Below are 24849 nucleotides of genomic sequence, written 5' to 3'. Positions count from 1 at the left end.
GATGAGAGTAGATGAAAAAAATAATCAACATTTTATCCAATATGCCTCGTAAGTACTTGGTCATATTAGGAATGATTGTACTAGTGGTAGGTGTTGCTACCTATAATACTATTCATCGTTACATGATGAAATCTCAAGTACAAGAGGAAGAGCAAGTAAATCAAGATGAAATTGAGATGCTTGGAGATAAGCCAAAGGGATTTGATACAAAAGAAGAGGAATATATCGCAAAGACAAAAACTGTAGAGGATTTACTACGAAAAATTTCTAATAGTAGTTATGATGTCCCATATTTGTTTACAAAGGATGGATTTGGTATTGAACCAATGAAAATGACAAGTAATGAACGTATGCTTGCTACAGAAGCTGTTCAACGATATTTCCTAAATGGGGATAAGTTTTACAATGCACGAATTACCAAAATTGAACGTGGGAAAAAAGTAGATACGTTTCATATTGAAGTTTTAATTCAACAGGTAAACTTTTTAGAACCACGACAATTTAAAGTGCAGGTAAACAAATATGCACAAATTGTAACACCAATTGCAAAAATTCCACATGGACAAGAAGAAGTACCTGTGGATTAAGAAGGAAATGAGGGTTGTGGAAGAAAAAACACAACCCTTTTATAAAAAAATAAAGAGTACCTAATTTTTTTATTTAATATTCGCAATTTTCTGATATGATAAAACCATAGTTAAATGAAATTTGTATATAACGCTAAAACAATGTGGATATGGAGAAATACAAATAAGAATGTTAATTGGAACAACTGCGAATTATGTTTCTGGGTATTATATAGGACGAAATTCTGGATTATTAGGAACGTTGCTTGGCTGGGCTTTTCTGTTGGGTGGTGGCTATCTGTTAATAGAAAATTGGGATAGTATCACAGTATGGATGCATAGTTTGAATATTGTACAAGGACTAGATGGTTACGAAGACATGAGCAATGGCTTTATTTTTATCTGCTTGGTAGTAAGTGGCTTTATTCTCATCTTGTTGTCACCGATTTTCGTTATATTATTAGTAATTTGTTTCGTGTTGATGAATATTTTAGCTTGTACACTTGTGTTATTAACATCACCAAGTACATACTTGAACTCCCCCCACTTTCACTTCGTTTAGAAGTGAGGGATTCCTAAGTAAAGAGTTCTATCGAACTCTAATTGATTAGGCTAACCCCGCAGTCCTTGCGGTTAGGAGCCTTATCGCTTCATTCTTTAGATTGATACTTGCGTTAATATCCCTATCATGGTGTGTACGACAAGAAGGACAGTCCCATTCACGTAGGTTTAGATTTTTAACGTCTTTATTTTGATATCCACAACACGAACATAATTGGCTGGAAGCAAATGTTTTCGATACGACAATGACTTGTTTGCCATACCATTTTGCTTTGTATTCCAACATGGATCGAAATTGCGACCAAGATACCTCACTAATTGCTTTTGCTAACTTATGATTCTTTAACATATTCGATACTTGCAAATCCTCTATACCGATAACATCGTGGTTTTTGATGATTTTAGTTGAAATTTTGTCCAAGTAATCTTTTCTAGCATTTGATATGTATTCATGAATTCTAGCTACCTTTACTCGTTGATTATTCCAGCGAGAAGATCCTTTCATTCTTCTAGAAAGAACACGCTGTGCCTTCGCCAATTTCTCTTCTAATGATCGGAAAAACTTCGGATTTTCGTAGTGTGTTCCATCTGACAAAATAGCGAAATCTTTTAGTCCTACATCTATTCCAATGTAAGAATGTGTTTTCGGAAGTTCTTGTACTTCTGCTTCAACTAATAGTGACACAAAATATCTACCAGAAGGGTTCCGTCTAACTGTAGCATTTACAATACGCCCCTCTACTTCGCGACTTTTGGCAAATCGAACAAGGCCTAGTTTCGGCAACTTTATTTTGTTCCCTACAACGGCAATGTTTTCATTTGTTTGTTTTGTGGTATAAGATTGTACGTTGTTCTTCTTAGATTTAAAGCGCGGTGCGCTGTTTTGTTTTTTGAAAAAGCGTGTATACGCATCCGCAAGGTTGCGAACAGACTACTGAATCGCAATACTATCCACTTCTTTTAGCCAAACAAACTCTTTCTTCATGGCAGGAAGTTTGGCAGAACATGTACCATATGTTAAACCTTTCCCAGTTTCTTTATATGCGTGATCCCATAGGGATAGGAAATGATTGAATACAAAGCGAGAACAACCTATCGTTTTGTTAATTAGAATTGCTTGTGCTTGATTTGGATAGATACGAGCCTTATAGGCTTTATTAATTATCATTTGATTCACCTCCATTTCGGTATCTGACTATTATACACCAAACGTACATTCGATGGATAGTGAAGTAACACTTTATGTATGTCGAACAATTAAGATGGCTTCTTGCCATCTCCTGTTCGAAGCCAATTCATCTCCCACCTACTCACTTTGCGTTCCTTGAGGAAGGAGTCTTCTTGGCTAAAATGATAAAGAAGAAAGATAAGGAGAGGGAATGGGGATGAGTACAATTCTAGTTTTAGGTGGATCAAATGGAAGAACGTTAGAGAAGTAGGCCAAAAAAAGAGACTGCCATGTTATTTTCCATGATGGGAAAAATCACGGAGGCGTAAAGAAAACCTTTCGAAGTGTTATAAAAAAAATATGATGTTATTGTCATTCAAAAAGGTGCATGTGGCCATGTATCTATTGATGTAGCAAAAGAGTAAGCAAAGAAGTATGATGTCCCCTTTTTATTTAATCAAGGGTTTGGGGGAACTGGTGCGCTTGAAATAGGATTAAAGCATTTGCAGGCTGCATGAGGTTTGATACATATGAATGGAATGATTATCCTTAAATTAATATATAACATTAAAAAAGGTGGTGGCACGCAAGTGGTTTTTCTAGAAGAGTTTAGAGGGTACTTTGCAGTTAAGTTTTTACAACAAATTAGTTGTTAGAAAACTAAGAAAATTAGTTATTTGGGAGAGATTAGTAGCTGAAATGCTAGATATCTAGCATTTCAGTGGGGTGTTTATCCATTTTCATTATGGGAGTTTTTCAACTTGCTATTAGAAGAAATAACTCCACAAAATATAGCAATAAAAATTGCGGCCCAGGTTCCCATAGACATAGAGATTCCTCCTAGTAATAAAATGAATTACTTCTATATTTTAACATTATTAAATGTTCTGTTGTTAAAAAATTGAGATATTACACAAATGAGATTTTATAAAACTAAACAAAATCCTTATTTAAATAGAGAAGCCCTAGAGTTAAGGGGTCTAGGGCTTCAGGTCTGAGTATATCTCACACGGTATTATAAAGAGAAAAGAACGTATTGAAGATAACATATGAATGTTTCATAAATGTATCAAAAAAGTGAACAATTTTTTGATTTTATTAATTTGTAGGTTGATACAGTTCCCCAAACGAAAAGAACCAAGTAGAAAAGTCTTTGTAGTAGACCTGCAGGTAAGGGGAAAAGAAAAACAAGTGAGATAAGGATTGTTATTACTATTAAGCTTAGTAAACAGGAATATGTCCATTTTCTAGCTTTTTTAAGATTCTTAGCAAAAATAAATAGTCCTGGAAATACAGTAAGCATACCTATCCAAACTAGAATTGAATGTCCAATTAGGTTTACATCTGCAGGAATTAATCCTGAAACTATAGTGGAGACTCCTATTATAAGTATAAAAAATGTAGCTATTTTATTAATTCTGGTTTTTTCTAGATGTTGTGAAATATATAGTACTCCAATACAAAATGTTATTCCATTAATAATAAAGAGTAAATTCATCCCAAAATGATTAGGGGAGCATATTTCATAAGGAGCTATTTCGTAGGTGAATTCTCCACAGGTTGTTACACCTAGATCACTCATTGCGTGACGTAAATAGTTATAAGATGCTGTAGAAGTGAAAATAAAGAAAGGTTCAATTAAAAAATATAGGCAAGTTGCAATCCAGCTAAATAAGCCAACCCTGTTTGATATATGCATTAGATTCCTCCTTTGGAAAAAGTATATTTCCATTATAGGTGGTTACATCATTAAAAGTGAAAATTTTCAAGTTGAGATTCGATAACCCTGTTCAACAATATGAGGTTTTCTGGACAAATGTGTTTAGCGGAAAGAAGTAGAAAAAATGGATGGAGCAAAATTTAACAAAATCGTTAATTAAATAAAAAAAGTGGAGGGTAAATACATAAACATGAATAATAGTAATATACATAAATCAGGTTATATCATACTTATATATTTTATAATGACTCAATTTGTTGGAATTATAGGTGTACAATTGCTAGCGAAGACCGGCTGGTATGATATTCAGGGAAACCAACAGCAAGCAATCCAAAAACTTCTTGTGCATTGGGAACTAATTGGGTTTTCACTTATGCTGATAATCATTTTTCTTATATATAGTAAAGAATTAATAAACGATCCAAAGTTATCGATTAAATTATCAAGAAAATCATTTATATGGATTTTAGTTGGGATCATATTCGTATTTCTTGCGCAGATGATTGGTAGTGTATTAGATAAGAGTATATTTCAGTTAACTACGCAATCAGCAAATACGTCTAGTACAGTCGCTGCTGCAGCAATATCTCCTGTAGCACTAGTTTCAATTGTTCTTCTTGCACCTTTAGTAGAAGAGTTTGTTTTTCGTTATGCGGCCATAAATATTTTAACTGGAAAGTTTAAACAAACCTGGAGTATACTAATAAGCTCATTGTTCTTTTCTATTATGCATTTTGACTTTCCATTTATATTTGGATATTTTCTAATTGGGCATGTACTTGCTGTAGTATATGTGCGTACTAATAGGTTACTAGTATCATTTGTTGTTCATGCTAGTATGAACTTAATTGTTGTTATACTCCAGATTTCTTGATGAAAAGCAGCGGATTCGCGCATCTTACTAGTGATTTAGTTTTTTTATGTTTATGAATTTTAAAATTATGGTAAGATTAATAAGATTACATTTGAAAATGTGGGTTCAAGTTGCTGTATTGACTGAATTGCACCAAAAAAACCAATTCCATTACACGGGAGTTGGTTTTTTGGTGTGTGTTGTTAGCATAATTATTGACGGCCTAAAGGAGACTTGTTTCTTTATAGTTTAGTATAGCTTAAATAAAAAGAAAATTCAAAAACAAAATGATGAAACTTTACATATTTTTAAATTACAACACAAAAATGTAAATATATGGTTTATGATAGGTGGTGAAACACTCTCCTATGTTTCTAGTGATTGTATTTTTTATCTGTTTTTGGTGCGAAATCTGTTGATAGATTTTGCACTTTTTTATTTAATGTTTAATAGGATCAGAATGATATAGTGCCCTATTTCTTGTAAACTCCTTTTCTCCATACCCACTCAATAGGACCATAACGGAAATATTTACTCCAAATCTTGCTGAATATAATTTGTACAAAAATAATTAAAAGCCCGAAGATACATAGTTGCCAGTAATATACGTGTGAGACATCTTTAAAGCACCACGAAAGAATGACAAGCGTAAGTATGCTTTGAGTGATGTAATTCGTTAAAGCATACTGGCCGACGTTCATAAATGGGTGCAGACATTCTATATATTTTTTATTCTCACAAACTCTCAGTAGAGTACAAATATAGAATATAGCTAGCGTTTTCCCTCCAAATAGAATCCATAGTTGTACATCTTGAGAGTAATAGACATCTGTTTTTATAAAGTAGTAGATAATAGGACAAGAGAGAAGACATGAGATACATAACGAACTCCACTGTAAAAATCTAATTTTCTTTATTAATTCCGGTACCCTTTTAAAAATATTTTTCTTACCAGCCCATAACCCTATTAAAAATAAGCCTATATATTCCGGAATTCCTATTAGTAGTTGCTGGAATTCCTGGGTCATTAGAAAGAAAAGACGTGCTTTTACTTGATGAGAATAATGTATAAATAGATTTACGGTGTGATTGGTAGTGTTGCCTGTAAACATATATTGATAGTAATTTGGTACTTGAGTAATAGAAGAACTTACTCGCAAAAATACAATAATATGTAATACATAACTAACTAGTAGGAAACTACAACCAGCTATAAAAATAAGCTTAGTAGATCGCTTATAAAAGAATAATAGAATAAATCCAGCTATAGCATACGCATGTAGAATATCTCCATACCATAGAAAGGTGAAGTGGAGTAAACCGAAGACTAGTAAAATACATAGTCTCCGGGTAAATAGCTTATACATAGGATATCCTTTTGCTTCTGTATTTTTCATAAAGATATAAAATCCTACTCCAAATAAGAATGCGAAAATAGTGTAGAACTTTGCTTGTATAAACAAATCTACTAAAAAACGAATCGTTTTATCTGTACCGGTGTAACCTGCCTGATTAAAGGGATCTAGTCCCGTCATAGTGGGCAGATTCGCAAATAGGATACATAGTATGGCGATACCTCTTATTATATCTAACGAATGAATACGGACGTTTTGTTGCATGTTAATTCTCCTTTCTTACAAAGAAAAACGAGCACTATACTAGCTAGCGCTCGAATTACGTCTTGCAAAGAATCCATCATATGTAGCAGCTGAAACAGCTCCTTCTAAACGTTCAACTTCTTCACCTCTGTTATAAGCTACAACAACTGGAGTACCTGGAATGTCGAACTCTTGAAAGGCACTTTGATTTTCTGGTGTAGAGATATCAATACGATAGATGGTTCTCTCATGCTTTTTCGACATACGATTGATATCCGGTGCAGCTTTTTTACAAAAATGACAGGTTGGTTGATAGTAATACGCAATGAACTCTTCATGGGATTGTATTTTTTGATTTAATTCTTCTTTTGAAATATCTTTTATATTCTCAGGTGATAATTTTGTATCTGCAGCAGATACAATTGTTTTTTCTGGTGTTATAGTTTCTGTTTTGACTGATTCATTTTTAGTTAAAGTAAAGATCGCGATACATGCAACGCATAAAGTTGTAATAACTGCTCCAATTTTGTAGACTTTTTTCATAGTAAATTCCTCCTTAAAATAAAAAAAGGACAAACCTCGCCCGAGTTAACAGGGCGTAAGGTTTGTCCTTCACGCTACGTACAATAGAGTATAAACAATGGAAACAAATTTTCTATCTATACAATACCATAAAATTCATATAGAATGCTATATGAATTTTAAAAAGAAACCAAAGAAATACCTTAGTCTGTATAATTTCATGTACTGGATTACATATTAAAAACTTAATAAACACCACAATAAGGGATTCTTTGTATTCCCTCCAACTGTTCGGGGATCACTTCATATGATGGGGGCTTATTGTATGTTTTTGCTAAGCGTTGTTTTTTTCAAAATGTTGGCGGTATCCCTTATATGCTGAGGAATTCTCAAAAATCAATACTGCTATTTTTATAATATTAATTTCTGATTACATAATATTATCATATTACTTTATCGAGTTTAAAAGGTTAACAATATTTGTAAAAAAATATATGTTTTTAGTGTACTATTTTTTCTGAAAATTAAATAGTCAAACCAAGTAGGGAAGGGGTTACATTATGAAAAAGTTCTTTTTATTGGTACCTTTATTATTTTTCAGTTTATTTTTTAATATGGTTAATCCAGCACTAGCAGCAAACGGTTCTACTGGAGATTGTGGAGTTGTAGTTAACGTAGATTCAAGTACGTACAGTAAATCTGGAACGATCAGTTTTTATGCGAAGAAACCAGCTAATGAATGCGGAAAAAATCTTTCTTATATTGTAATTATAAAGAAAAATGTTAACGGAAAATGGGAATATCAAAAACAAGTGAATGGCCTTGAAGGAGTATTTACACAGCAAACACCTACTAAATCCATTAAAGTTAGTAATAATTTTAGTTCAACTGGTACATACCGTTTACGTATTTGGTTATCTGATGGAATCGTTGCACAGTATGGAAATGCGTATTCTCATAGTTTTAAAATTCAGTAGTAAAATATTAAATATGTTGAAAAGCAAAAAAGAGGGCACTTGCTCTCTTTTTGATGCGGTTCATTTTTACTTTCTTATCTGATTCCCTTGCATTTTATACACTCTTTTATAAGAATCCAACATGTTCACTTACATGCTTTTTATTTTACATCTAGGAGTCCCACCAACAAAACGCGAATTTCGTACGCTAAGCGGATTTCCACATAGAAAAAGCCGATTTCCAGTACGCTAAGGGATAATCGGCTTTTTACTGTTAATTTGTTTGTAGTGGTCGAAGAGATTCCAAAGGTGCAATTTCTTTCTTATTAAATCGGTATTCTCCTAGGAAATTAATATGTTCCCACCCTAATGGAGAAATATGTTTTAATAGCTCTTCATCAAATTTTTTCTTCAAAACTTTTATTGCTTCACTTAAATAAACCGTATTCCATACACTAATCGTATTAATTAAAAAGTTTAGTGCGCTACTTCTTTGAAGCTAATCTTGTAGCGCTCGTTCTCGTAATTCACCATGTTTTCCAAAGAAAATTACTCGAACTTCTGCTGGTTCTTTTGCTCTGGGTATCTCGGCTGAACCCCATGTTGGTTCAAACGATCTTTTCTATCAAACTTTAACTCATAGCTACACTTATCCCACTTTTTATCTTTACTTTCTGATTTATGCAAGATAGATTCACCTTCAACATCTATATTTGGAAGAATCTTATCTAGCCATTTCGGCATATACCAAGCTGCTTTTCCCATCAATGTCATAGCGGCAGGAACAATCGTCAGCCTAACCACAAAAGCATCAAATAGAACTCCAAATGCTAAACTCATCCCTATAGCCTTTACCATTGGATCTGGCATAAGCATAAAGCCAAAAAATACAGCTATCATGATTAATCCTGCTGCAGCTACAACTTTTCCGCTGTCTCTCATCCCTGCAAGTATAGCTTCCTTTGGATTGCCTGTATGCGTGTAAACTTCCCGCATACGACTTGCAAGAAACACTTCATAGTCCATTGCTAATCCAAAAAGGATACCAATTGTAAGGATTGGCAAGAAGGCAAGAATTGCGCTAGAAGAAGGGAAACCAAATAAATCAAGAAGATTTCCATCTTGAATAACAAACACAGCAAATCCTAGTGTTGCAGCCAATGAAAGGAGGAAGCCTACTACTGCTTTTAAAGGAAGTAATAGGGATCTAAATACTAACACTAAAAGAACGTATGCCAGTCCTACTACAAGCACTGCGAATATAGGTAATGCTGTATTTAGCTTTTCTGTTATATCTATATTGACCGCCGTTGTACCAGTAACTAATAACTCAATGTCATTTTCTTTTTTTGTTGTATTCGATTTTTCGCGAATATGCTTCACAAGATTCTTTGTTTCTATATCATTTGGTCCCGTTTTTGGGGTCACAGTGATAATAAAAACGTCACCAGAAGAATTAGGGAAAGCTGGCGTTACACTCTTAACATTCTTTAGTTCACCAATTTCTTCTGTAATCTCCGCCATTGCTTTTTGTGTCTTTTGTGGGTCTTGTTTTTTACTATCTATTTTTGCTGCCATAACTAGAGAAGAGTGAACACCTTCTCCGTACGCTTCTGTCATGAGATCATATGCTTTTCTTTCCGTTGTATCTTTTGACATTGTATCCCCATCATCGGGCAGTCCTAGGTTCATATGGAAAAAGGGAATACTAATGACAGCAAGTAATGCAATAGCCAGGAAAGACATAACTAACGGATGTTTTGTGACAAGCTTTCCCCATTTATTCGAAGGTACTTTGCCTTCTTTTGCACCTGTAATTTTTTTAAAGAATTTATTTCCTATAGAGGGATGAAATCTATGCCCTACTATTCCTAGTAAAGCTGGAAGTACGATGATGGAAACCAATACAGCACATAATATACTAATAGATGATACTACTCCCATCTTGGTTAAAAAAGGAATCTTCATGACAGATAATCCAAGAAGTCCAATTATTACAGTGATTCCAGCAAAAACAACGGCACTCCCTGCAGTACCAGTTGCTATAGCAATAGATTCCTTAACGGAATGTCCTTCGCCAAGTTGTTGTCTAAATCGGGTCATAATAAATAAAGCATAATCAATTCCAACGGCTATTCCCAACATGATAGCCACTGAAAGCGAAAGATCCTGCAATTCAATAAAATTAGAGCCTATCATAACTACGAGCATTCCAGTTCCTAATCCTATAATAGCAGTGATAATAGGCATCCCAGCTGCTAGGAAAGATGTGAATGTAATCGCCAAAATTATAAAGGCAATAACTATTCCAATAGCCTCCGATTCACCATTTGATTCGACTACAGTAAATTTCACATCACCGGTTAACTCCGTTTGGATTCCCTCCTCACGAGTTTGTTCAATTTTGTTTAATACATTCTTCTTAGACGATTCCTTTATATCTTCAGCATCATTTTTATAATTGACAACAGCATACCCCATGGTATTATCTTTGGTTAAATTTTTAAGTTGCATAGGGGTTGCAATTGATTCAACATTTGAATCATCTTTTTTAATATCAGACAAAGTATCCGTAATCACTTTGTTTACCTGTTCCGAATCTAATGTCTGATCTTTTGGAGCTTTAAAAACTATTTTAATTTGGGCACCAGCACTTTGAGATTCGGGGAATTCTTTTTCTAACAACTTGCTTGCCTTCTCAGCTGGTGTGCCTGGAATCGTTAACTCATCATTGAAAGAGGGACCTAAACTTCCAGCTAGTACCCCCAAGATGAATAAAATTCCTAAGGTACTAAAAACAATACTCTTTCCATGTTTTGCTGCCCAACCACCTAATTTGTAAAGATACTTTGCTATTTTAATCTCCTCCAACTTCGTTATTTACAATAGTAAGTACAAGGTTTCAAATGACCTTTTTGTATACATTGACAGTAATCAAATTCCTTTTATAGAATAAGCATAGTCATCATTGAAACATTTGTATTAACATTAGCACTTACACATGTAAGTATAAAAGAGAGGGGTGGTTTTTCAAGCACTTTTAGATAAATAGAAGCTAAAACTAACAAAATGAAAGGATGTGTTAGCGCTGAGAAACTCACGTCAGGATGGTGTATATTCCAAAGAATACATTACAGAAGCTTTGGGTCTGCTGCTGCAAGAAAAAAATTTGGAGGATATAACAGTTACGGAACTTTGCAAAAAAGCTGGAGTTGCAAGAGTTACATTTTACAAATACTATCGTACCATTTACGATGTGCTTAATGCCTCTATGCAAAAAGGTATCGACAAATTTTTAGAAGAAATTACTTATTTAGATTCTCATGATAGTCTTCAACTTTTTATAGAAGGTTTAATAAGTTTTATGGCCAATGAGCGTATCCTAATGAAAAACATAATAGATTCCAATATGTCTGGTCTTCTTCTTGATTATGTTAATTCCGCAATAAAATCTATATTTGAAACAGACAATCCGATCAGTAATAACATGAGCAAAGCTCAAGCATTATTTTTTATTGGTGGATTCTTTAATGTCTTCATTGATTGGATCAAAAGATCGTCAAGAGAGTCTCCTCAATCTTTAACTGAAAAAATATATGAGATGTTCCCAATAAAAAAAGAAATATAGAAAATTTCCCCTTCTACTAATCAGCCCCTTTTTGTGAGATAAAAATAGCTGCCAAAATGGCAGCTATAATCAAAGAAAGTCTTTCTTAAGGGTGTTGAAAATTTATTTAATGTTATTGGCATTCCCTTTCAAATTGAAAAATATCTTGATTTTTCGATTTTATCTCTCAATTGTTAAAAATTACTTAGCATTAGTTTTTTATGAATATTCAAAAAAAGTATATTTACTCTGAACGAGATGAAAACGATTCTTTTAGAGAAGATACCCCTCTTTAGTTCTGATGCAAAGATCATATAACTTTGAGATAAAGATTATTCTTATATAGTATAAGAATGTGTCTCATTTTGACCATAAGTAATAATGATTTAAAATTAAGGTATGAGATAAAGTTAATAAATAAATCGGAGGATGAAATGTATAAATTATTGATTGTTGAAGATGAAATACATATAGCGGATACACTAAAAGAACACCTCGAAAAATATGGATATCATTGCCTCATTGTAGAAGATTTTCAAAAGGTATTAGAAATTTTTCAAGATTTCCAACCCCATCTCGTCATAATGGATGTTACCCTTCCTGCCTTTGATGGTTATTATTGGTCCCGTAAAATAAGACAAATATCGAATTGTCCCATTGTGATTCTCTCTGCTCGTATGAGTGAGACGGATCAAGTGTATGGCATTGAAAATGGAGCTGATGATTTCATTACCAAACCTTTTTTATTAGGAGTAGTTCTTGCAAAAATTAATGGACAAATTCGTCGTATATATGGTGAATATGCCAGAAATGTACAGGAAAAAATTTTCAAAATAGGAAATACAATTTTAAACTTAGATACTGTACGATTATGCACACCTAAACAGGAGGAGCTATTAACGATAAAAGAATTCCAGCTATGTACAATGTTCTTTGAAGCATATCCTAATGTTGTAACAAGACAGCAACTCCTTACAGCCATTTGGGATGAGGAAGAATTTGTAGAGGAAAATACATTAACAGTAAATATTGCGAGATTACGAAAGAAATTAGAAGCCATCCATTCTACTTTAGAAATTAGAACTATTCGAGGAATTGGCTATCAATTAACGGAGAAACTCACATGAAGTTATTTTTAAAAGACCATTTGAGCTTTATTATTCTTTATATTATTACATTTATTAGCTTACCAATCGTTATTAATCGATTAGATGGTTTTGAAAATCATTATACCTATTTTATATTTCTAGCCTGTTCTCTATTAATCGTATTACTTTTTGGTCGTTATTTACGTCGTAAAAAAATGTATGCACATATTGGGAACAAGAACATCCATACGGACAGTTTCATGATTTATCAGCCAATTGCTCCATACGAGAAAGCATACGCAACTCAATTGCAATATTTTCAATCCTTATTTTTATCAAAAGAAGAGGAGTATAAGAGTTCTTTACATAATCAGCAATTAATGATTTCTTATGCAGTTCATCAAATGAAAACGCCACTTTCTGTCATTCAACTGCTTATACAATCCAATCAGTTTAAGGAACCAAATTCCCTTGCAGAATGGCAAAAAGTAAAAGTTGAATGTGATAAACTGAACTTCTCTTTAAATCAGTTACTAACGTATAGTCGCTCTACTAAATTATTAGCAGATTTAAAAATAGAACCAATTCTGTTAAAGCATGTCGTACAGGAAGTTATTAACGATTTAAGAGATTATTTTATTGAGGAAGAAATATTTCCTAAAAGCACCATACCGGAGCATATATTGCTTTATTCAGATCGTAAATGGCTAAAAGTTGTGGTTTACCAGTTATTAAGTAACGCTGTTAAATATGGCGAAAAACACTCTTCTATTATGATTCATTATGAAAATGGAAATTTATTCATTCAAAATAAAGGAGAAACGATACCTGAAAGTGAAATAAAACGTGTTTTTGAATTATTTTACACAGGAACGAAAGGACGTACAAAAGGGGAAGCAACTGGTATCGGTCTTTATTTAGTAAATAGGATCCTTACTACATTAAATCATCCATACCACCTACATTCTAAAGATAATGAAACAACATTTACAATAGACTTCTCAAGAAGTATAGAAACGGCTACCAAATAAGGTAGCCGTTTTGAATGTGACAATTTTGTCATCTTGCTGTCACATTGAGAGATGTTAAGAAGTAACAAGCATATTTATACTAAAATACTGAAAGATACGAAGGAGTGAAATACTAATGTCAAACACAATATTAAATGTAAAGAATCTTCAAAAGGACTATACAGGGGAAATTATTTATAAAGCATTAAAAGGGATTGATTTTCATTTAGAAAAGAATGAGTTTGTTGCCGTAATGGGTCCTTCCGGTAGTGGTAAAACAACATTCCTTAACTGTATTTCCACAATCGATCCTCCAACTAAGGGATTAGTTACAATTAATTCAAAAAATCCTTATGAATTAAATGATACTGAATTAGCAAAGTTTCGTCGTACAGAATTAGGGTTTGTCTTTCAAGATTTTAACCTTGTTCATACTTTAACAGTAGAGGAAAATATTTTATTACCGTTGACACTCGACTCTATACCGGCTACTGAAATGAGTAAACGTTTAGAGAAAGTTACAACTTTCCTAGGGATTAAAGGAATTTTAAAGAAGCGTACATTTGAAATTTCAGGAGGACAAAAACAACGTGTGGCAATTGCGCGAGCTGTTATTCATGAACCTGGATTATTATTAGCCGATGAACCGACTGGAAATCTAGATTCTAAAGCAGTAAATGATGTTATGTCGTTATTTGAATCAATTAATAAAACCTTTAATACAGCTATTTTAATGGTGACTCATGATGCCTATGTTGCAAGCTTTGCACATCGTGTAATCTTTATAAAAGACGGCATCCTTTATAACGAAGTGTATCAAGGTAATAATAAAAAGGAGTTTTATCAGGAAATCATGGATACACTTACATTTTTAGGTGGTGGTCAGCGTGAGCTTTAATCATATAGTCCTTCAAAACATTTTGCGCGATAAATGGACTTATATTTCCTATTTTTTCAGCAGTGTATTTTCCATTTTAATATTTTTCTTATTTTCGATTATAGCATTTCATCCAATGGTGATGACCATTCAAATAGGAAGTACACTTAGCCTTGTAATGATGCTTACGAGCTTTATTGTGTATATTTTTTCATTCGTGTTCATCATTTATTCGATGTTTTCGTTTTTGAAAAAGAAAACGAAAAATCTTGGAATTTTTATGATTACTGGAGCATCTATGCAGCAAGTTCGTAAGATGTTGTTCAGAGAAAATATGCTTATTGCTTGTGTAGCAATTCTAACAGCGATTGTGCTTGGGCTTGTAATTGCCCCTTTGTTTTTAATGATTACTAAAAGGGTGTTACAAGCGAGTAGCTTTGGTATGTATATACCAGTACAAGCTATCGTATTAACAACTGTTCTATTTACAATTTTATTCTGTATCGTTTCTAAATTTATAACACGTTTTATTAACAAAGAAGAAGCTGTTCGTCTGTTAAAAGCAGATGTAACACAGGAAAAGTTAATAGCACCTGCACCATGGAAGTTGTTACTATCTGTAATAACGAGTGGATTTTTAGCACTATCACTTATATTAGAAATGAATTGGGTTGAATCACTTGGAATGGTCTATTACATTTTACTATTTGTCAGTTCCCTATTAGCCATCTATTTTATTATCACACAGGGAATGTTGTTTTCGATTCGTGTATTACAAAATAGACCGTCGTACTACCAAAAGACAAATATGCTTTACGTCTCGAACCTAAAAGCCAAAGGACGCTCACATGCGCACCTTATCTACTTATTAACAGTTTTGTTGTTAGGAGTATTTGTATGTACAAACGTACTGTTCAGTTCTTATTACAATATAGATAAGAGAGTAGAATCAATAGAACCGTACAGCTTTCAATATCTCTCACTTCCGGGAGATAGACCGGAAGTTGAGAAGGAAGATGTTGCATTTATTGAAGATGCATTAGCAAGCCAAGGTAAATACGATGCATATTATTCTGCATTTAAAACAGATAAAAATCATAATATCGGCTTTATGTCAGTTTCGAATTATAATGCACTTGGCTTTCATAAAACGATTTCATTAAAGGATGATGAGTACTATGCTGCGGCAGGATATCAAAATATTCTTCCAAGTACGGAATTAATTCATGACTATCCGTTTGGAGAACTTAAATACGCAGGCATTGAGAAACGAAATATTTTAATGTCAGGCATTCAAAAGGTATACTATATCGTCCCGGACGCAGTTTATGAAACCATTGATTATCCTATATTTAAAGTATTTTCTTATGAGGTTGAGAATTGGACTGAAAAACTCGAATTGGCTGAAACCATTTTCTCTAAAATTACCCCAAAACAGTATGAACGCCAAATTCATTCAAAAATTGCTTTATACAATACAGAGAAGTTCACGGTGAACCTTTTATTCTTTATCGGTTTTATGATGAGCCTTATCTTTTTGAGCGCAGCAATGAGCATACTTTATTTTTACCTGCAAATGGAATTTGAAGGAGAAAAAGAAAAATATGCTGGAATCCGAAAAATTGGATTTTCTGTAAAAGAATTAACTTCTGTTGTGACCAAAGAGTTAGCAACTTTAATTTTTACACCGTTTGTCCTTGCATCTATCCTTCTATGTGGAACTATGTTTGGACTGCGTAACCAGTTTCCATCAGGAATTTATGGAGTCACAGCAATAGGTGTAGGAATCTTTTTATTGCTATTTATTATAAGCTTTTTCATCATACGACGAAACTATTTGAAAAAACTAATGAATTAACAATACATGTATTTAATGTTTTAGATACTTCATCTAAAAATAATATAGCAAGTTTTCCTAAAGTTTTACTATTCGAGAGGTTCTATTTTTTATAAAAGAACCTCTTGGACAAAAAAATAATACTTTTTTATGAAAGTATATTGTGTATGTAAGAAAACAAAACTTTGTTTTCAAAAGATTAATAGTATCTGAGTAACATGTAAAGTGGAGGTTTTATATTTTATGAGGTTAAATGCTTTTCAATTAAAAATTTTTGCAATGATTCTTATGGTCATTGACCACGTGTATACTTACATTCCGGGTATGCCAATGTGGATGCATCATCCAGGACGTATTGTAGCGCCAATTTTCTTCTATTTTGTAGTGGAAGGATTCTTCTATACACGAAATCGTACAAAGTATGCTACACGTTTATTTATGTGGGCAGCTATTATGTTTGCAGGTTCAGCGCTAATTCAGTACTTGTTCCCAAGGGAAGGCGGACTTCACAATAATATTTTCTTGTCAATTGGAATGAGTATTGTTTTACTTTGCACGATTGATTATACGAAACGTACAAAAAACTATTTACTAGGAATTCCAGCTACCATTATTGCGGCTATATTAGGAATGTTTACAGAAGCAAATGATATTGGCGTCATCATGACATTAATCTTCTATTTCTTTAGAGAGAAGAAAATGTGGTTAATTATCACATATGTATTACTTTCATTAATAGAGGTACCAACATCATTTATGTCTGGAGAAATTTTTACAGAAATGGGTTTATTTGGTTTTAATAACCAATGGATGATGATATTTTCGTTACCATTCTTCTTCTTATATAACAGGGAGCGTGGTTTAAATAATGCATTCACAAAATATATGTTTTATATTTTCTATCCAGTTCATTTATGGATTATCTATACAATTGGATATTTTGTGAGTAAATAAAGAGAAAGCTTTGCATAATATGCAAAGCTTTCTCTTTATTATAGTATCCTTAATTTACTAGGAACTTATCCCTTTGGCAAAAACACAATTTTGTATACAAACTCTTTTCATCCTATTCGTATATAAAATCCCATTATTTTTCAAGTTTCTAAATGAAGTTGTAGGGATGCATCTTACGGGAAGTTTTTAGTACATTCAAATTTTTCTTAACGTGCGAAATTCGCGTTTTGTTGGTGGTACCCCATCTATTATATTAGAAAATTTTAGTTTCATCTTGTTATCAAAAGCATCAGTACATATAACAGCGCTATTTAGCGGATCAATATCAACAACAGTCATATAGCCTGATAGTAAATAATCGTCTTCATAATATGAAATTAATATTTCTTCTTCAGATAATAAGGAACATAATAGCATATTTTCAATTCGTTCTTTTTCGTCAGTTGTTAAAATCGGACGAATGACTTTGTGTGTTCCCTAATGATTTCACGTATCCCATCAAATTGGGGTGTTAATGCTGCGAATGGAGCCCATTTCACCATTCCGCGCCCTTTTGGCATATTAGCGTTGTTCAAGATTTGTGTCCTCCTATTAGTGTATTTCTGTATCTAGCTGTGGCGCTATTTGTATACGAAATTCCTCTTAATATGCTGTTCTTACCAAATTTAGTACGTATTTCGTCCATTACTTTAGTTAGTTTCATTTCTTTTTCTCGTTGTATTACATTATCGAATAGTGAGATTTGTTCTTCGCCTGCATTGATTAAGTTAGTTAAAGAAACATTTATGGATCTAATGGGTTCTCCAGTGTAAAACTCGTGTAAAAAATATGTACAAATCTTATATATATCCATTGTTAAATTGGTCGGTCGGTTCATAGTGTGAGTTTTTCTGAAGCCGCCAGCGTAATTTTTGCTATAACCAATGGAAAAATGGACAGTTTGAGCTAGTTTGTTTTGCCTTCGCATTCGATAACAAACTTCTTCTACATGCTCCAGTAGAATAATTGGAAACTCTTCTATAGTGTAATCACGCATAAGTATTTGGCTTTTACCAATAGAAGTTGTTGTTGGAACGTATTTTTCTGATATACGGCTAAAATCAATGCCGTTGCTATGTAAGTGTAATTCTTCGCCAATAACGCCAAAGCTTTGTTTTAAGTATTTAAGTGGATATTGTGCTAAATCTCCAATTGAATGAATTCTCTTTCGGTTTAACTTCGCTTCTGTCTTACCTGAAATCCCCCAAAACTTACTAAGTGGTCGTATTGGCCATAATTTTATGGGTACATCTTCGTACTTCCAGTATGCTATACAATCTTTAGTTTTCTTCGCTTCCACATCTAAAGCCACTTTGCTCATTAAAGGGTTAGGGCCAATTCCTATTGTGCATTCAATCCGTGTTTTCGTATAGATTTCACGTTTAAATTTCAACGCAAATTCATAGGGATCGTTAGCAAATAAATGAATACTATCGGTAATATCCATGAAGAACTCATCGATGGAATATTGGTGAAAATCCTCAATAGGAACGTACTGTAAAGCTAATTTTGTTATGTAATTAGAGCATTTAATGTATGTTCCCATAATCGGATTTACAACAAGAATGTCTTTTCTGCAAGGAATCTCGTATAATCTGGCCATCTTCTTTACACCCAATGCTTGTAATGGTGGAGTGGCAGCTAGAACGATTGAACCGTTTCTATTTACATCACCGACTACTGCCAATTTTGTATACATAGGATCTAACCCCATTTTGATGCAACTTACTGAAGCGTAAAAGCTACGTAAATCAACACATAAGATGATTCTATTCGGTAAGATAGAATAGTCATACACTGTTATTCCTCCCTAAATCAAAAGAACATTTGTTCTTATTATATACGAACTTGCGTTCTTTTATAAAGAGTTTTTGTTTAAAAATAATTTTTGCATAAAGAAAAGACACTCTTATATGAGTGTCTTTCAGATATTCTGCTTGTGGGGGTAGAAATTCTAACACCAATCAGTAATAAGAGGGCATAGATATATATCCTCTTATTACTGGTAAAGGCACAAAACATAAAAAAGAGACACTATACAGTGTCTTTTCTTGTTGATATTGCTTTAAGGAAAATGTAGTGATTAATCAAAGAATCTTGGATGCTTCTTGGTTAATCTTAGTATAACACTGATTTTAATCTTAATATATGTAACTTTACATATATTAAGATATATATTTTAATTGATAATTTTGTTTTATGATCCAAAGAATACCACCAGTATTTTGAAAATCCTCCCCGTTAAAATTATGCACGATTTTATACAGTTTTTTGACTAATTCAGTAACAAACAAGAAACCTAAAATCGCACTAAAATAGGGATGTATAAAAAATTGTATAGGTAGATAGAACACAGAAGGAGTTTCTTTTATGAGAGTAGGGTTCCTCCTTTTTCTTTGCTATCAATAATAGGACGTTATGTTAACTTAACTTGTATACAATATACAAATCAAATCACAAAACATATTAGTTCTTCTAAATGGTACAATAAGGAAAAAAAGGGAGGGCTAAATAATGCCTTTAGAAACCACTATTTCTTGCATCATTATTGCAATAATTATTGGTGCACTATTTGGAGGGATTATACGTATAATTCTGCGTAACAATAATCACAAAAAACAAGATCCAATTGAGCAAAAGTTAGATAAAGTTATTCAACTGTTAGAAAAACAAAACAAAGATTGATCTTCCCTCCAAACAAGAATGGTTTGCTATAAAAATCATTAATAGGAGCTAAAACATGAATTTTGCAGAGAAAGAAATTAAGAAAACCAAACAAAAAGTGTTAATTATATTATTTTGTATAACTGGTTTGTTCGTATACGGAGTGTATTGGGCATTCTTCAGTATGGATCGACTACCTACAGGTGAAAAGATTGCTGAAAAACAATCTCCTGACGGAACATATACATTTAAAGCTTATGTAACAAATGGCGGAGCAACAACAAGTTTTGCTGTTAGGGGAGAGTTAGTATTTAATCATCGTGAATATTTCAAGACAAAGAATGTGTATTGGAATTACCGAGAAGATACGGCAAAGATTGTATGGAAAGACAATGATATAGTAATCATTAACGGACATACGTTAAATGTTCCTGAGGATACATACGATTTCAGAAACGAATAACTGTAGACTTATAGATACATTGACTACTGTTAACGATAATTATGTAAATAAGCTGTCCATATGGGCAGCTTATTTTATTTTTTGCTTAGCGTGGCTTTTTTCCGAAATGCTGACGGTACCCCATGCCCGTCAAGCTAAGATTTTAAAATAAACCCAAAACGAAAAAATGAGCTTTTTTGTCACAAGTTAGCACAAAATTTCGTTTTGGGGTGACTTGTTTTCTTAATTTGATGGCGATGTGGTGCTACCCCTACTTTTACTAGTGCTACAATATAGAAGCATAAAATTGAGATCTTTTTATCATAATGTCAGAAAACCATCATTATAATTCGTATATTAAGTGAATAGAGAATGGAGCAAAGAGTGGTGATAGGAATGCGAGAAGTAGAAATAGTAGAAGGGTTGCGAAAGAAAGATATGAAAGCATTACATGCAGCAATTGATCAGTATGGAGATTTAATTTATAAAGTTGTTCACGGTGTATTAGATACATCCCATAGTAAAGTGTTAGTGGATGAGTGTGTTGATGATATTTTGTTAATCATTTGGTACAACATTGATAGTTATGATGAGAAACGCGGAAAATTTAGAAATTGGCTTATATCTATCGCGAAGTTTAAAGCGATCGATTTTAAGAGAAAGAGTAATCAAGTATATAGATTACAAGAATTTCAGCAGGATATATATGAAGAGAGAACAGGCACAAATCAAACAAAAGAAGAGGAGGAAGAAAACTTTTATCTTTTAATTAGGTCGCTAAACAATGAAGATAAAAAAATTTTTATAAAAAGGTATCTGGATGAATATAGTGTGCAAGAGATTGCTTCTGAATTAGGGCTGGCAACAGATACTGTGTATAGCAGGCTTTCAAGAGGACGAAAAAAATAAAAAAGATAATAGGAGGGGAAACTGATGCGCAAAGAGGAACTGTTGCAGGGTTTAAATAATTTACAATATAGTGATGAAGATGTAGCAGAATATAATGTTGAAACAAAAGTAGATGAAAAGAAAATAGGACGTGCAAAAATGGTAGTAACAAAAAGTATTTTGATGCGGCGTTGTTATCATCAGGTGCAAGGTAATTTACAGCAGGGTGAAGAGATTTTATATAGCATGGCTGCGTCCAATCCGCGTGTAAAGGGTTGGCAAACAGGGACGGCTATAACATTAGGAATCGGTTTTCTTTCTATGAATTTTGGTATTAATAACGTCCTCGTTGTTACAAATAAAAAACTGTATGTGTTCTTTGTAGATCAATATTATAACGACGTTGATTTGAAAATATATCAGTTAGATGAAATTGTCTCTATGAAAACAGTATTAGATCGTAAAAGCGGCAGTGAATTTTTATATATAAAATATACAAACGATAAAGAGTACGTACTTTTAGGGATCGATGAGGAGTATCGTGAATTGTTTGAAGTGGTATGTAACGTGCCAAAAGGAAGTAAAATAAAGCTGTCGCTACAGGATAGAAAATTAAAATGGATATTAAGGGGGAAAAGAAGTCTCTTTTATATCTTAAGCTATTCAATTGTATTCTATTTGTTCTACAAGGCGTACGTTAACTTTATGCCACATTAAAGGGCAGTAATATCCCATGGCCATCAAGCTAAAAAATTGTATCCATAAAACGAAAAAAACGCTATTCTTTTTGTAGAAATATACAGAAAGGATGGCGTTTTGTATGAATCTATCGATTCAAAATGAGTTTTATTTATTCGCTGAAGAACTACAGCAACACCTATCTCCACATGTTCTTCAACAACTCGCACAGGAGACAGGATTTGTAAAACGTAAAAGTAAGTATGGCGCACGAGATTTAGCTGCTTTATGTATTTGGATCAGTCAACATATAGCAAGTGATTCTCTCACTCGATTATGTAGTCAGCTTTATGCAAATACAGCTACACTCATGAGTCCAGAAGGACTGAATCAACGCTTTAATCCAGCAACTGTCGCATTTCTTCGAAAAGTCTTTACTTCTCTTCTCACAAAAAAACTCTGTTCAAATCACTCACTTTCTGCACACTTAATCTCTACTTTCAATCATATCAGAATTTTAGATGCAACAGTGTTTCAACTGCCTGACCATTTTGCCACTGATTATCAAGGTTCAGGTGGGAGTAGTAATAAGGCAGGCGTGAAAATCCAATTGGAATATGATTTACTTAGTGGTCAATTTCTTAACGTGCAGCTTGGAGCAGGAAAGAATAATGATAAAACATACGGTACCATCTGCCTTGAAACCGTAGAGGCGGGCGATTTGTGTTTACGTGATCTTGGTTACTTCGATTTAGGAGACTTACAAACCATTCATGATAAAGAGGCTTACTATATCTCGCGGTTGAAGTTGAATACACGAATTTATATCAAGAACCCTGAACCAGAATACTTCAACAATGGTACGTTAAAAAAACAAACAGAATACATCCAGCTTGACATGACACAAATAATGTCTGATCTAATCCCTGGCGAAACGATACAAATCCCCAAGGCATACATTGGCCAAAACCAAAAGCTTTCAGCACGTGTCATTATTCATCGTTTAACCGATGATCAAACGCAAACACGTTTGAAAAACCAAGCAATACGCGAAAAGAAGAAAGGCATTGTCATGAAGGATAAAAGTAAACGATTAATGGGCATGAATGTATATATCACGAACACATCGCTAGAAGGTGTACCGACGAGCTACGTACATTCATTATATTCACTTCGTTGGCAGATTGAAATTTTGTTTAAAACGTGGAAGTCATTCTTTGAAATTGATGAATGTAAAAATATAAAAAGAGAACGCCTAGAGTGCCATTTATATGGTCAACTCATCGGCATCCTCCTCTGTTCTTCTACGATGTTTCAAATGCGTCAGTTTCTGCTTGAAAAGAAAAAGCAGGAGCTGAGTGAATACAAAGCAATTTATATGATTAAAGATTACTTTCCATTACTCTTTCAAGCGATGGCTGTTGGAACAGAAGAACTTTTAAAAATTTTGCATCGCCTTTATCAACTGCTCAAAAAGAACGGTCGTAAATGTCATAGATATAAGAAGATGACCGTCTTTGATATTCTAGGGATTGTGTATGAAACGACAGTGAAACATAGACAAGCTGCCTAGCGAAAAAACCACGTTTTAATGGGCTTCTTTGGCATGCTTGCTTTTCTATCGCTTGCTAGTTTTGAAACAAGGATCATTTCGCACCTAGTAATTTACTTGGTTAGCTTGATGGGCATGTGACGGTACCCCTATTAATAAATATTGAGGATAACCCTTATAAATAAAGGCTCCACTCTCAAAAGGATGAGAGTGGAGATTGTGGATGAAATTACTGAGTTCTTGGGATGGTGAACATCAGCACATAAATAATAGCATGAGTATTCAGAAAAAACATGGAGTAAATGTTTCCGATTTTTCAAATTATAGTTAATTAATTTTTATTAAACAAAAGCGTTATTTTGTACCAAATAAAAATAAAAGAGCCCTGCAAGAGGGCCACGCGAATATTTTCGCATATCGTATACCTTAGTATATGTATGTCCCAAAAGAATATGATCAAAATAGTTATTTTATAACCCAAAATAAAAGAACCCGTTTGTTATAAACGGATTCTTCCCTTAAGGTGTGCAAGGAATACAAGGTAACTGGCCTAGGGAAACCTGTAGAATTCCTTGTGATTGCAATCTATGTTTATTGTAAGTAAAACGTGATACATTGCAATACATTAAAAGAGCACTTTTGATAGTGCTCTCTGACTAAAACTAATATTGAAAAAGGATACCCAAGATATTATATGTATGTTTTTTAGATAGGTTCAGTTTTAAAATAAAATCTTTGTTTTACACAACAAAGCAGCTAGTTAACAAAACTAACTGCTTGTTGTACAAAAGAAACGCTGCGCTTACAGAAATAGTTTGTAACTTTAAGTTACAAAAATAGAATGAACAGAGTTAAAAATGTTATTCAGAAATGAAAGAAAATAAAATAAAAAAGAGCACCATGCATAAGTGCTCTTTAAGATAGGAGGTAACACTTTGAGCTGGATGTTTAGGTTAAAATTATATGGCGTAGAAAAGAAATAAGACCTAAAACTTATTTTTAACTTAATACAAAAGAGCAGTTAGCAAAAGCTAACTGCAATGAGAAATTACACCCATGAATTTAGGAGTACAAAATTACATGGTTGAGTATAGTATGGGCCAAAATTCTAGGTTTATGTAACAAAAATAAAAAAGAGCAGCTTTGAAGTGACCCCTAAAAGTTAGACACGGTTATTTCATTAGGCAGCTTGATAAAAGTGAGTCCGGTATTGTACCGGGCTCATTTTTAATTTTGCCTTAATCCGTTTCGTATTATAATAATCTATAT

The 24849-nt window shown here is 33.2% G+C and carries 20 protein-coding genes and 5 pseudogenes; 16 read left to right on the top strand and 9 right to left on the bottom strand.

From position 1 onward, the window contains the following. Nucleotides 1-11 precede the first annotated feature (11 nt). Nucleotides 12-587: a hypothetical protein gene (locus EBQ15_RS26310; RefSeq protein ID WP_000720700.1), complete on the top strand. Its 576-nt coding sequence runs from the start codon at nucleotides 12-14 to the stop codon at nucleotides 585-587. A 163-nt stretch (nucleotides 588-750) separates the two neighbouring features. Beyond that, on the top strand, nucleotides 751-1128 hold the full coding sequence (locus tag EBQ15_RS26305; RefSeq protein ID WP_033683994.1) for a membrane protein: 378 nt from the start codon (nucleotides 751-753) through the stop codon (nucleotides 1126-1128). 45 nt (nucleotides 1129-1173) lie between these two features. Here EBQ15_RS26305 and tnpB read toward each other — a convergent pair. Beyond that, nucleotides 1174-2295 (bottom strand): annotated as a pseudogene (tnpB, locus tag EBQ15_RS26300) (IS200/IS605 family element RNA-guided endonuclease TnpB). A gap of 295 nt (nucleotides 2296-2590) precedes the next feature. Here tnpB and EBQ15_RS26290 point away from each other — a divergent pair. Next, nucleotides 2591-2813 (top strand): annotated as a pseudogene (locus EBQ15_RS26290) (DUF2325 domain-containing protein). Between the two features lie 551 nt (nucleotides 2814-3364). Here the strand turns inward: EBQ15_RS26290 and EBQ15_RS26285 are convergent. Beyond that, nucleotides 3365-3994, bottom strand: a complete 630-nt coding sequence (locus EBQ15_RS26285; protein ID WP_000548228.1) for a DUF998 domain-containing protein — start codon at nucleotides 3992-3994, stop codon at nucleotides 3365-3367. Between the two features lie 211 nt (nucleotides 3995-4205). Here EBQ15_RS26285 and EBQ15_RS26280 point away from each other — a divergent pair, with 211 nt between their 5' ends. After that, complete coding sequence (locus EBQ15_RS26280) at nucleotides 4206-4889, top strand: CPBP family intramembrane glutamic endopeptidase (RefSeq protein WP_001065847.1); 684 nt, start codon at nucleotides 4206-4208, stop codon at nucleotides 4887-4889. Between the two features lie 452 nt (nucleotides 4890-5341). Here EBQ15_RS26280 and EBQ15_RS26275 read toward each other — a convergent pair whose 3' ends face one another. Both EBQ15_RS26275 and EBQ15_RS26270 read right to left on the bottom strand, forming a co-directional pair. Further along, entirely contained in the window at nucleotides 5342-6487 is a 1146-nt protein-coding gene (locus EBQ15_RS26275) for a DUF418 domain-containing protein (protein WP_001186984.1), read from the bottom strand. 39 nt (nucleotides 6488-6526) lie between these two features. Further along, nucleotides 6527-7009: a thioredoxin family protein gene (locus EBQ15_RS26270; RefSeq protein ID WP_000758631.1), complete on the bottom strand. Its 483-nt coding sequence runs from the start codon at nucleotides 7007-7009 to the stop codon at nucleotides 6527-6529. Between the two features lie 539 nt (nucleotides 7010-7548). Here EBQ15_RS26270 and EBQ15_RS26265 point away from each other — a divergent pair. Next, complete coding sequence (locus EBQ15_RS26265) at nucleotides 7549-7965, top strand: hypothetical protein (protein WP_000713112.1); 417 nt, start codon at nucleotides 7549-7551, stop codon at nucleotides 7963-7965. A 253-nt stretch (nucleotides 7966-8218) separates the two neighbouring features. On the opposite strand, the pseudogene EBQ15_RS26260 reads toward EBQ15_RS26265, so the two are convergent. Further along, a pseudogene (locus EBQ15_RS26260) lies at nucleotides 8219-8509 on the bottom strand (Tn3 family transposase); the annotation flags it as partial. Continuing rightward, on the bottom strand, nucleotides 8494-10800 hold the full coding sequence (locus EBQ15_RS26255; protein WP_157405787.1) for an MMPL family transporter: 2307 nt from the start codon (nucleotides 10798-10800) through the stop codon (nucleotides 8494-8496). The gene EBQ15_RS26255 and the pseudogene EBQ15_RS26260, both read right to left, overlap by 16 nt. A gap of 223 nt (nucleotides 10801-11023) precedes the next feature. Between EBQ15_RS26255 and EBQ15_RS26250 the strand changes: the two genes are divergently transcribed. From EBQ15_RS26250 to EBQ15_RS26225, 6 genes are all read left to right on the top strand, one after another. Further along, nucleotides 11024-11572 (top strand): TetR/AcrR family transcriptional regulator, encoded by a 549-nt coding sequence (locus tag EBQ15_RS26250; RefSeq protein WP_000880564.1) that lies wholly within the window; start codon nucleotides 11024-11026, stop codon nucleotides 11570-11572. 413 nt (nucleotides 11573-11985) lie between these two features. Beyond that, a complete protein-coding gene (locus EBQ15_RS26245; RefSeq protein ID WP_000277458.1) occupies nucleotides 11986-12678 on the top strand; it encodes a response regulator transcription factor in 693 nt (230 codons plus the stop codon). Then, the gene (locus tag EBQ15_RS26240; protein WP_000765293.1) at nucleotides 12675-13670 is read left to right on the top strand and encodes a sensor histidine kinase; all 996 of its coding nucleotides are present in this window, start codon (nucleotides 12675-12677) and stop codon (nucleotides 13668-13670) included. Before EBQ15_RS26245 ends, EBQ15_RS26240 begins: the two co-directional genes overlap by 4 nt. A gap of 115 nt (nucleotides 13671-13785) precedes the next feature. Then, nucleotides 13786-14547: an ABC transporter ATP-binding protein gene (locus EBQ15_RS26235; protein ID WP_000072384.1), complete on the top strand. Its 762-nt coding sequence runs from the start codon at nucleotides 13786-13788 to the stop codon at nucleotides 14545-14547. Further along, nucleotides 14537-16384, top strand: a complete 1848-nt coding sequence (locus EBQ15_RS26230) for an FtsX-like permease family protein (protein WP_000009433.1) — start codon at nucleotides 14537-14539, stop codon at nucleotides 16382-16384. Before EBQ15_RS26235 ends, EBQ15_RS26230 begins: the two co-directional genes overlap by 11 nt. Nucleotides 16385-16606: 222 nt before the next feature. Next, a complete protein-coding gene (locus tag EBQ15_RS26225; RefSeq protein ID WP_001238741.1) occupies nucleotides 16607-17317 on the top strand; it encodes a TraX family protein in 711 nt (236 codons plus the stop codon). Between the two features lie 195 nt (nucleotides 17318-17512). On the opposite strand, the pseudogene EBQ15_RS26220 reads toward EBQ15_RS26225, so the two are convergent. Together EBQ15_RS26220 and EBQ15_RS26215 are read right to left on the bottom strand one after the other, a co-directional pair. Beyond that, nucleotides 17513-17892, bottom strand: a pseudogene (locus EBQ15_RS26220) (YolD-like family protein). Further along, the gene (locus tag EBQ15_RS26215) at nucleotides 17889-19154 is read right to left on the bottom strand and encodes a Y-family DNA polymerase (protein ID WP_000272583.1); all 1266 of its coding nucleotides are present in this window, start codon (nucleotides 19152-19154) and stop codon (nucleotides 17889-17891) included. The pseudogene EBQ15_RS26220 and the gene EBQ15_RS26215 overlap by 4 nt, the downstream one beginning before the upstream one ends. A gap of 716 nt (nucleotides 19155-19870) precedes the next feature. Between EBQ15_RS26215 and EBQ15_RS26205 the strand changes: the two genes are divergently transcribed. From EBQ15_RS26205 to EBQ15_RS26185, 5 genes and pseudogenes are all read left to right on the top strand, one after another. Next, nucleotides 19871-20041, top strand: a complete 171-nt coding sequence (locus EBQ15_RS26205; RefSeq protein ID WP_001127870.1) for a DUF4083 family protein — start codon at nucleotides 19871-19873, stop codon at nucleotides 20039-20041. A gap of 55 nt (nucleotides 20042-20096) precedes the next feature. Beyond that, nucleotides 20097-20483 (top strand): DUF5412 domain-containing protein, encoded by a 387-nt coding sequence (locus tag EBQ15_RS26200; protein ID WP_001008258.1) that lies wholly within the window; start codon nucleotides 20097-20099, stop codon nucleotides 20481-20483. Between the two features lie 375 nt (nucleotides 20484-20858). Continuing rightward, a pseudogene (locus tag EBQ15_RS26195) lies at nucleotides 20859-21430 on the top strand (sigma-70 family RNA polymerase sigma factor). Next, a complete protein-coding gene (locus EBQ15_RS26190; protein ID WP_001224325.1) occupies nucleotides 21396-22067 on the top strand; it encodes a hypothetical protein in 672 nt (223 codons plus the stop codon). The pseudogene EBQ15_RS26195 and the gene EBQ15_RS26190 overlap by 35 nt, the downstream one beginning before the upstream one ends. A 103-nt stretch (nucleotides 22068-22170) precedes the next feature. Continuing rightward, the gene (locus tag EBQ15_RS26185) at nucleotides 22171-23601 is read left to right on the top strand and encodes an IS4 family transposase (RefSeq protein WP_001054001.1); all 1431 of its coding nucleotides are present in this window, start codon (nucleotides 22171-22173) and stop codon (nucleotides 23599-23601) included. 1159 nt (nucleotides 23602-24760) lie between these two features. Here EBQ15_RS26185 and EBQ15_RS26180 read toward each other — a convergent pair. Further along, the coding region (locus EBQ15_RS26180) for an IS3 family transposase (RefSeq protein ID WP_139358419.1) at nucleotides 24761-24849 on the bottom strand (89 nt) is incomplete at its 5' end.

The organism is Bacillus sp. 2D03 (assembly GCF_003946765.1).
Classification (GTDB): Bacteria; Bacillota; Bacilli; order Bacillales; family Bacillaceae_G; genus Bacillus_A; species Bacillus_A cereus.
This window is presented reverse-complemented; position numbering and strand designations above follow the sequence as displayed.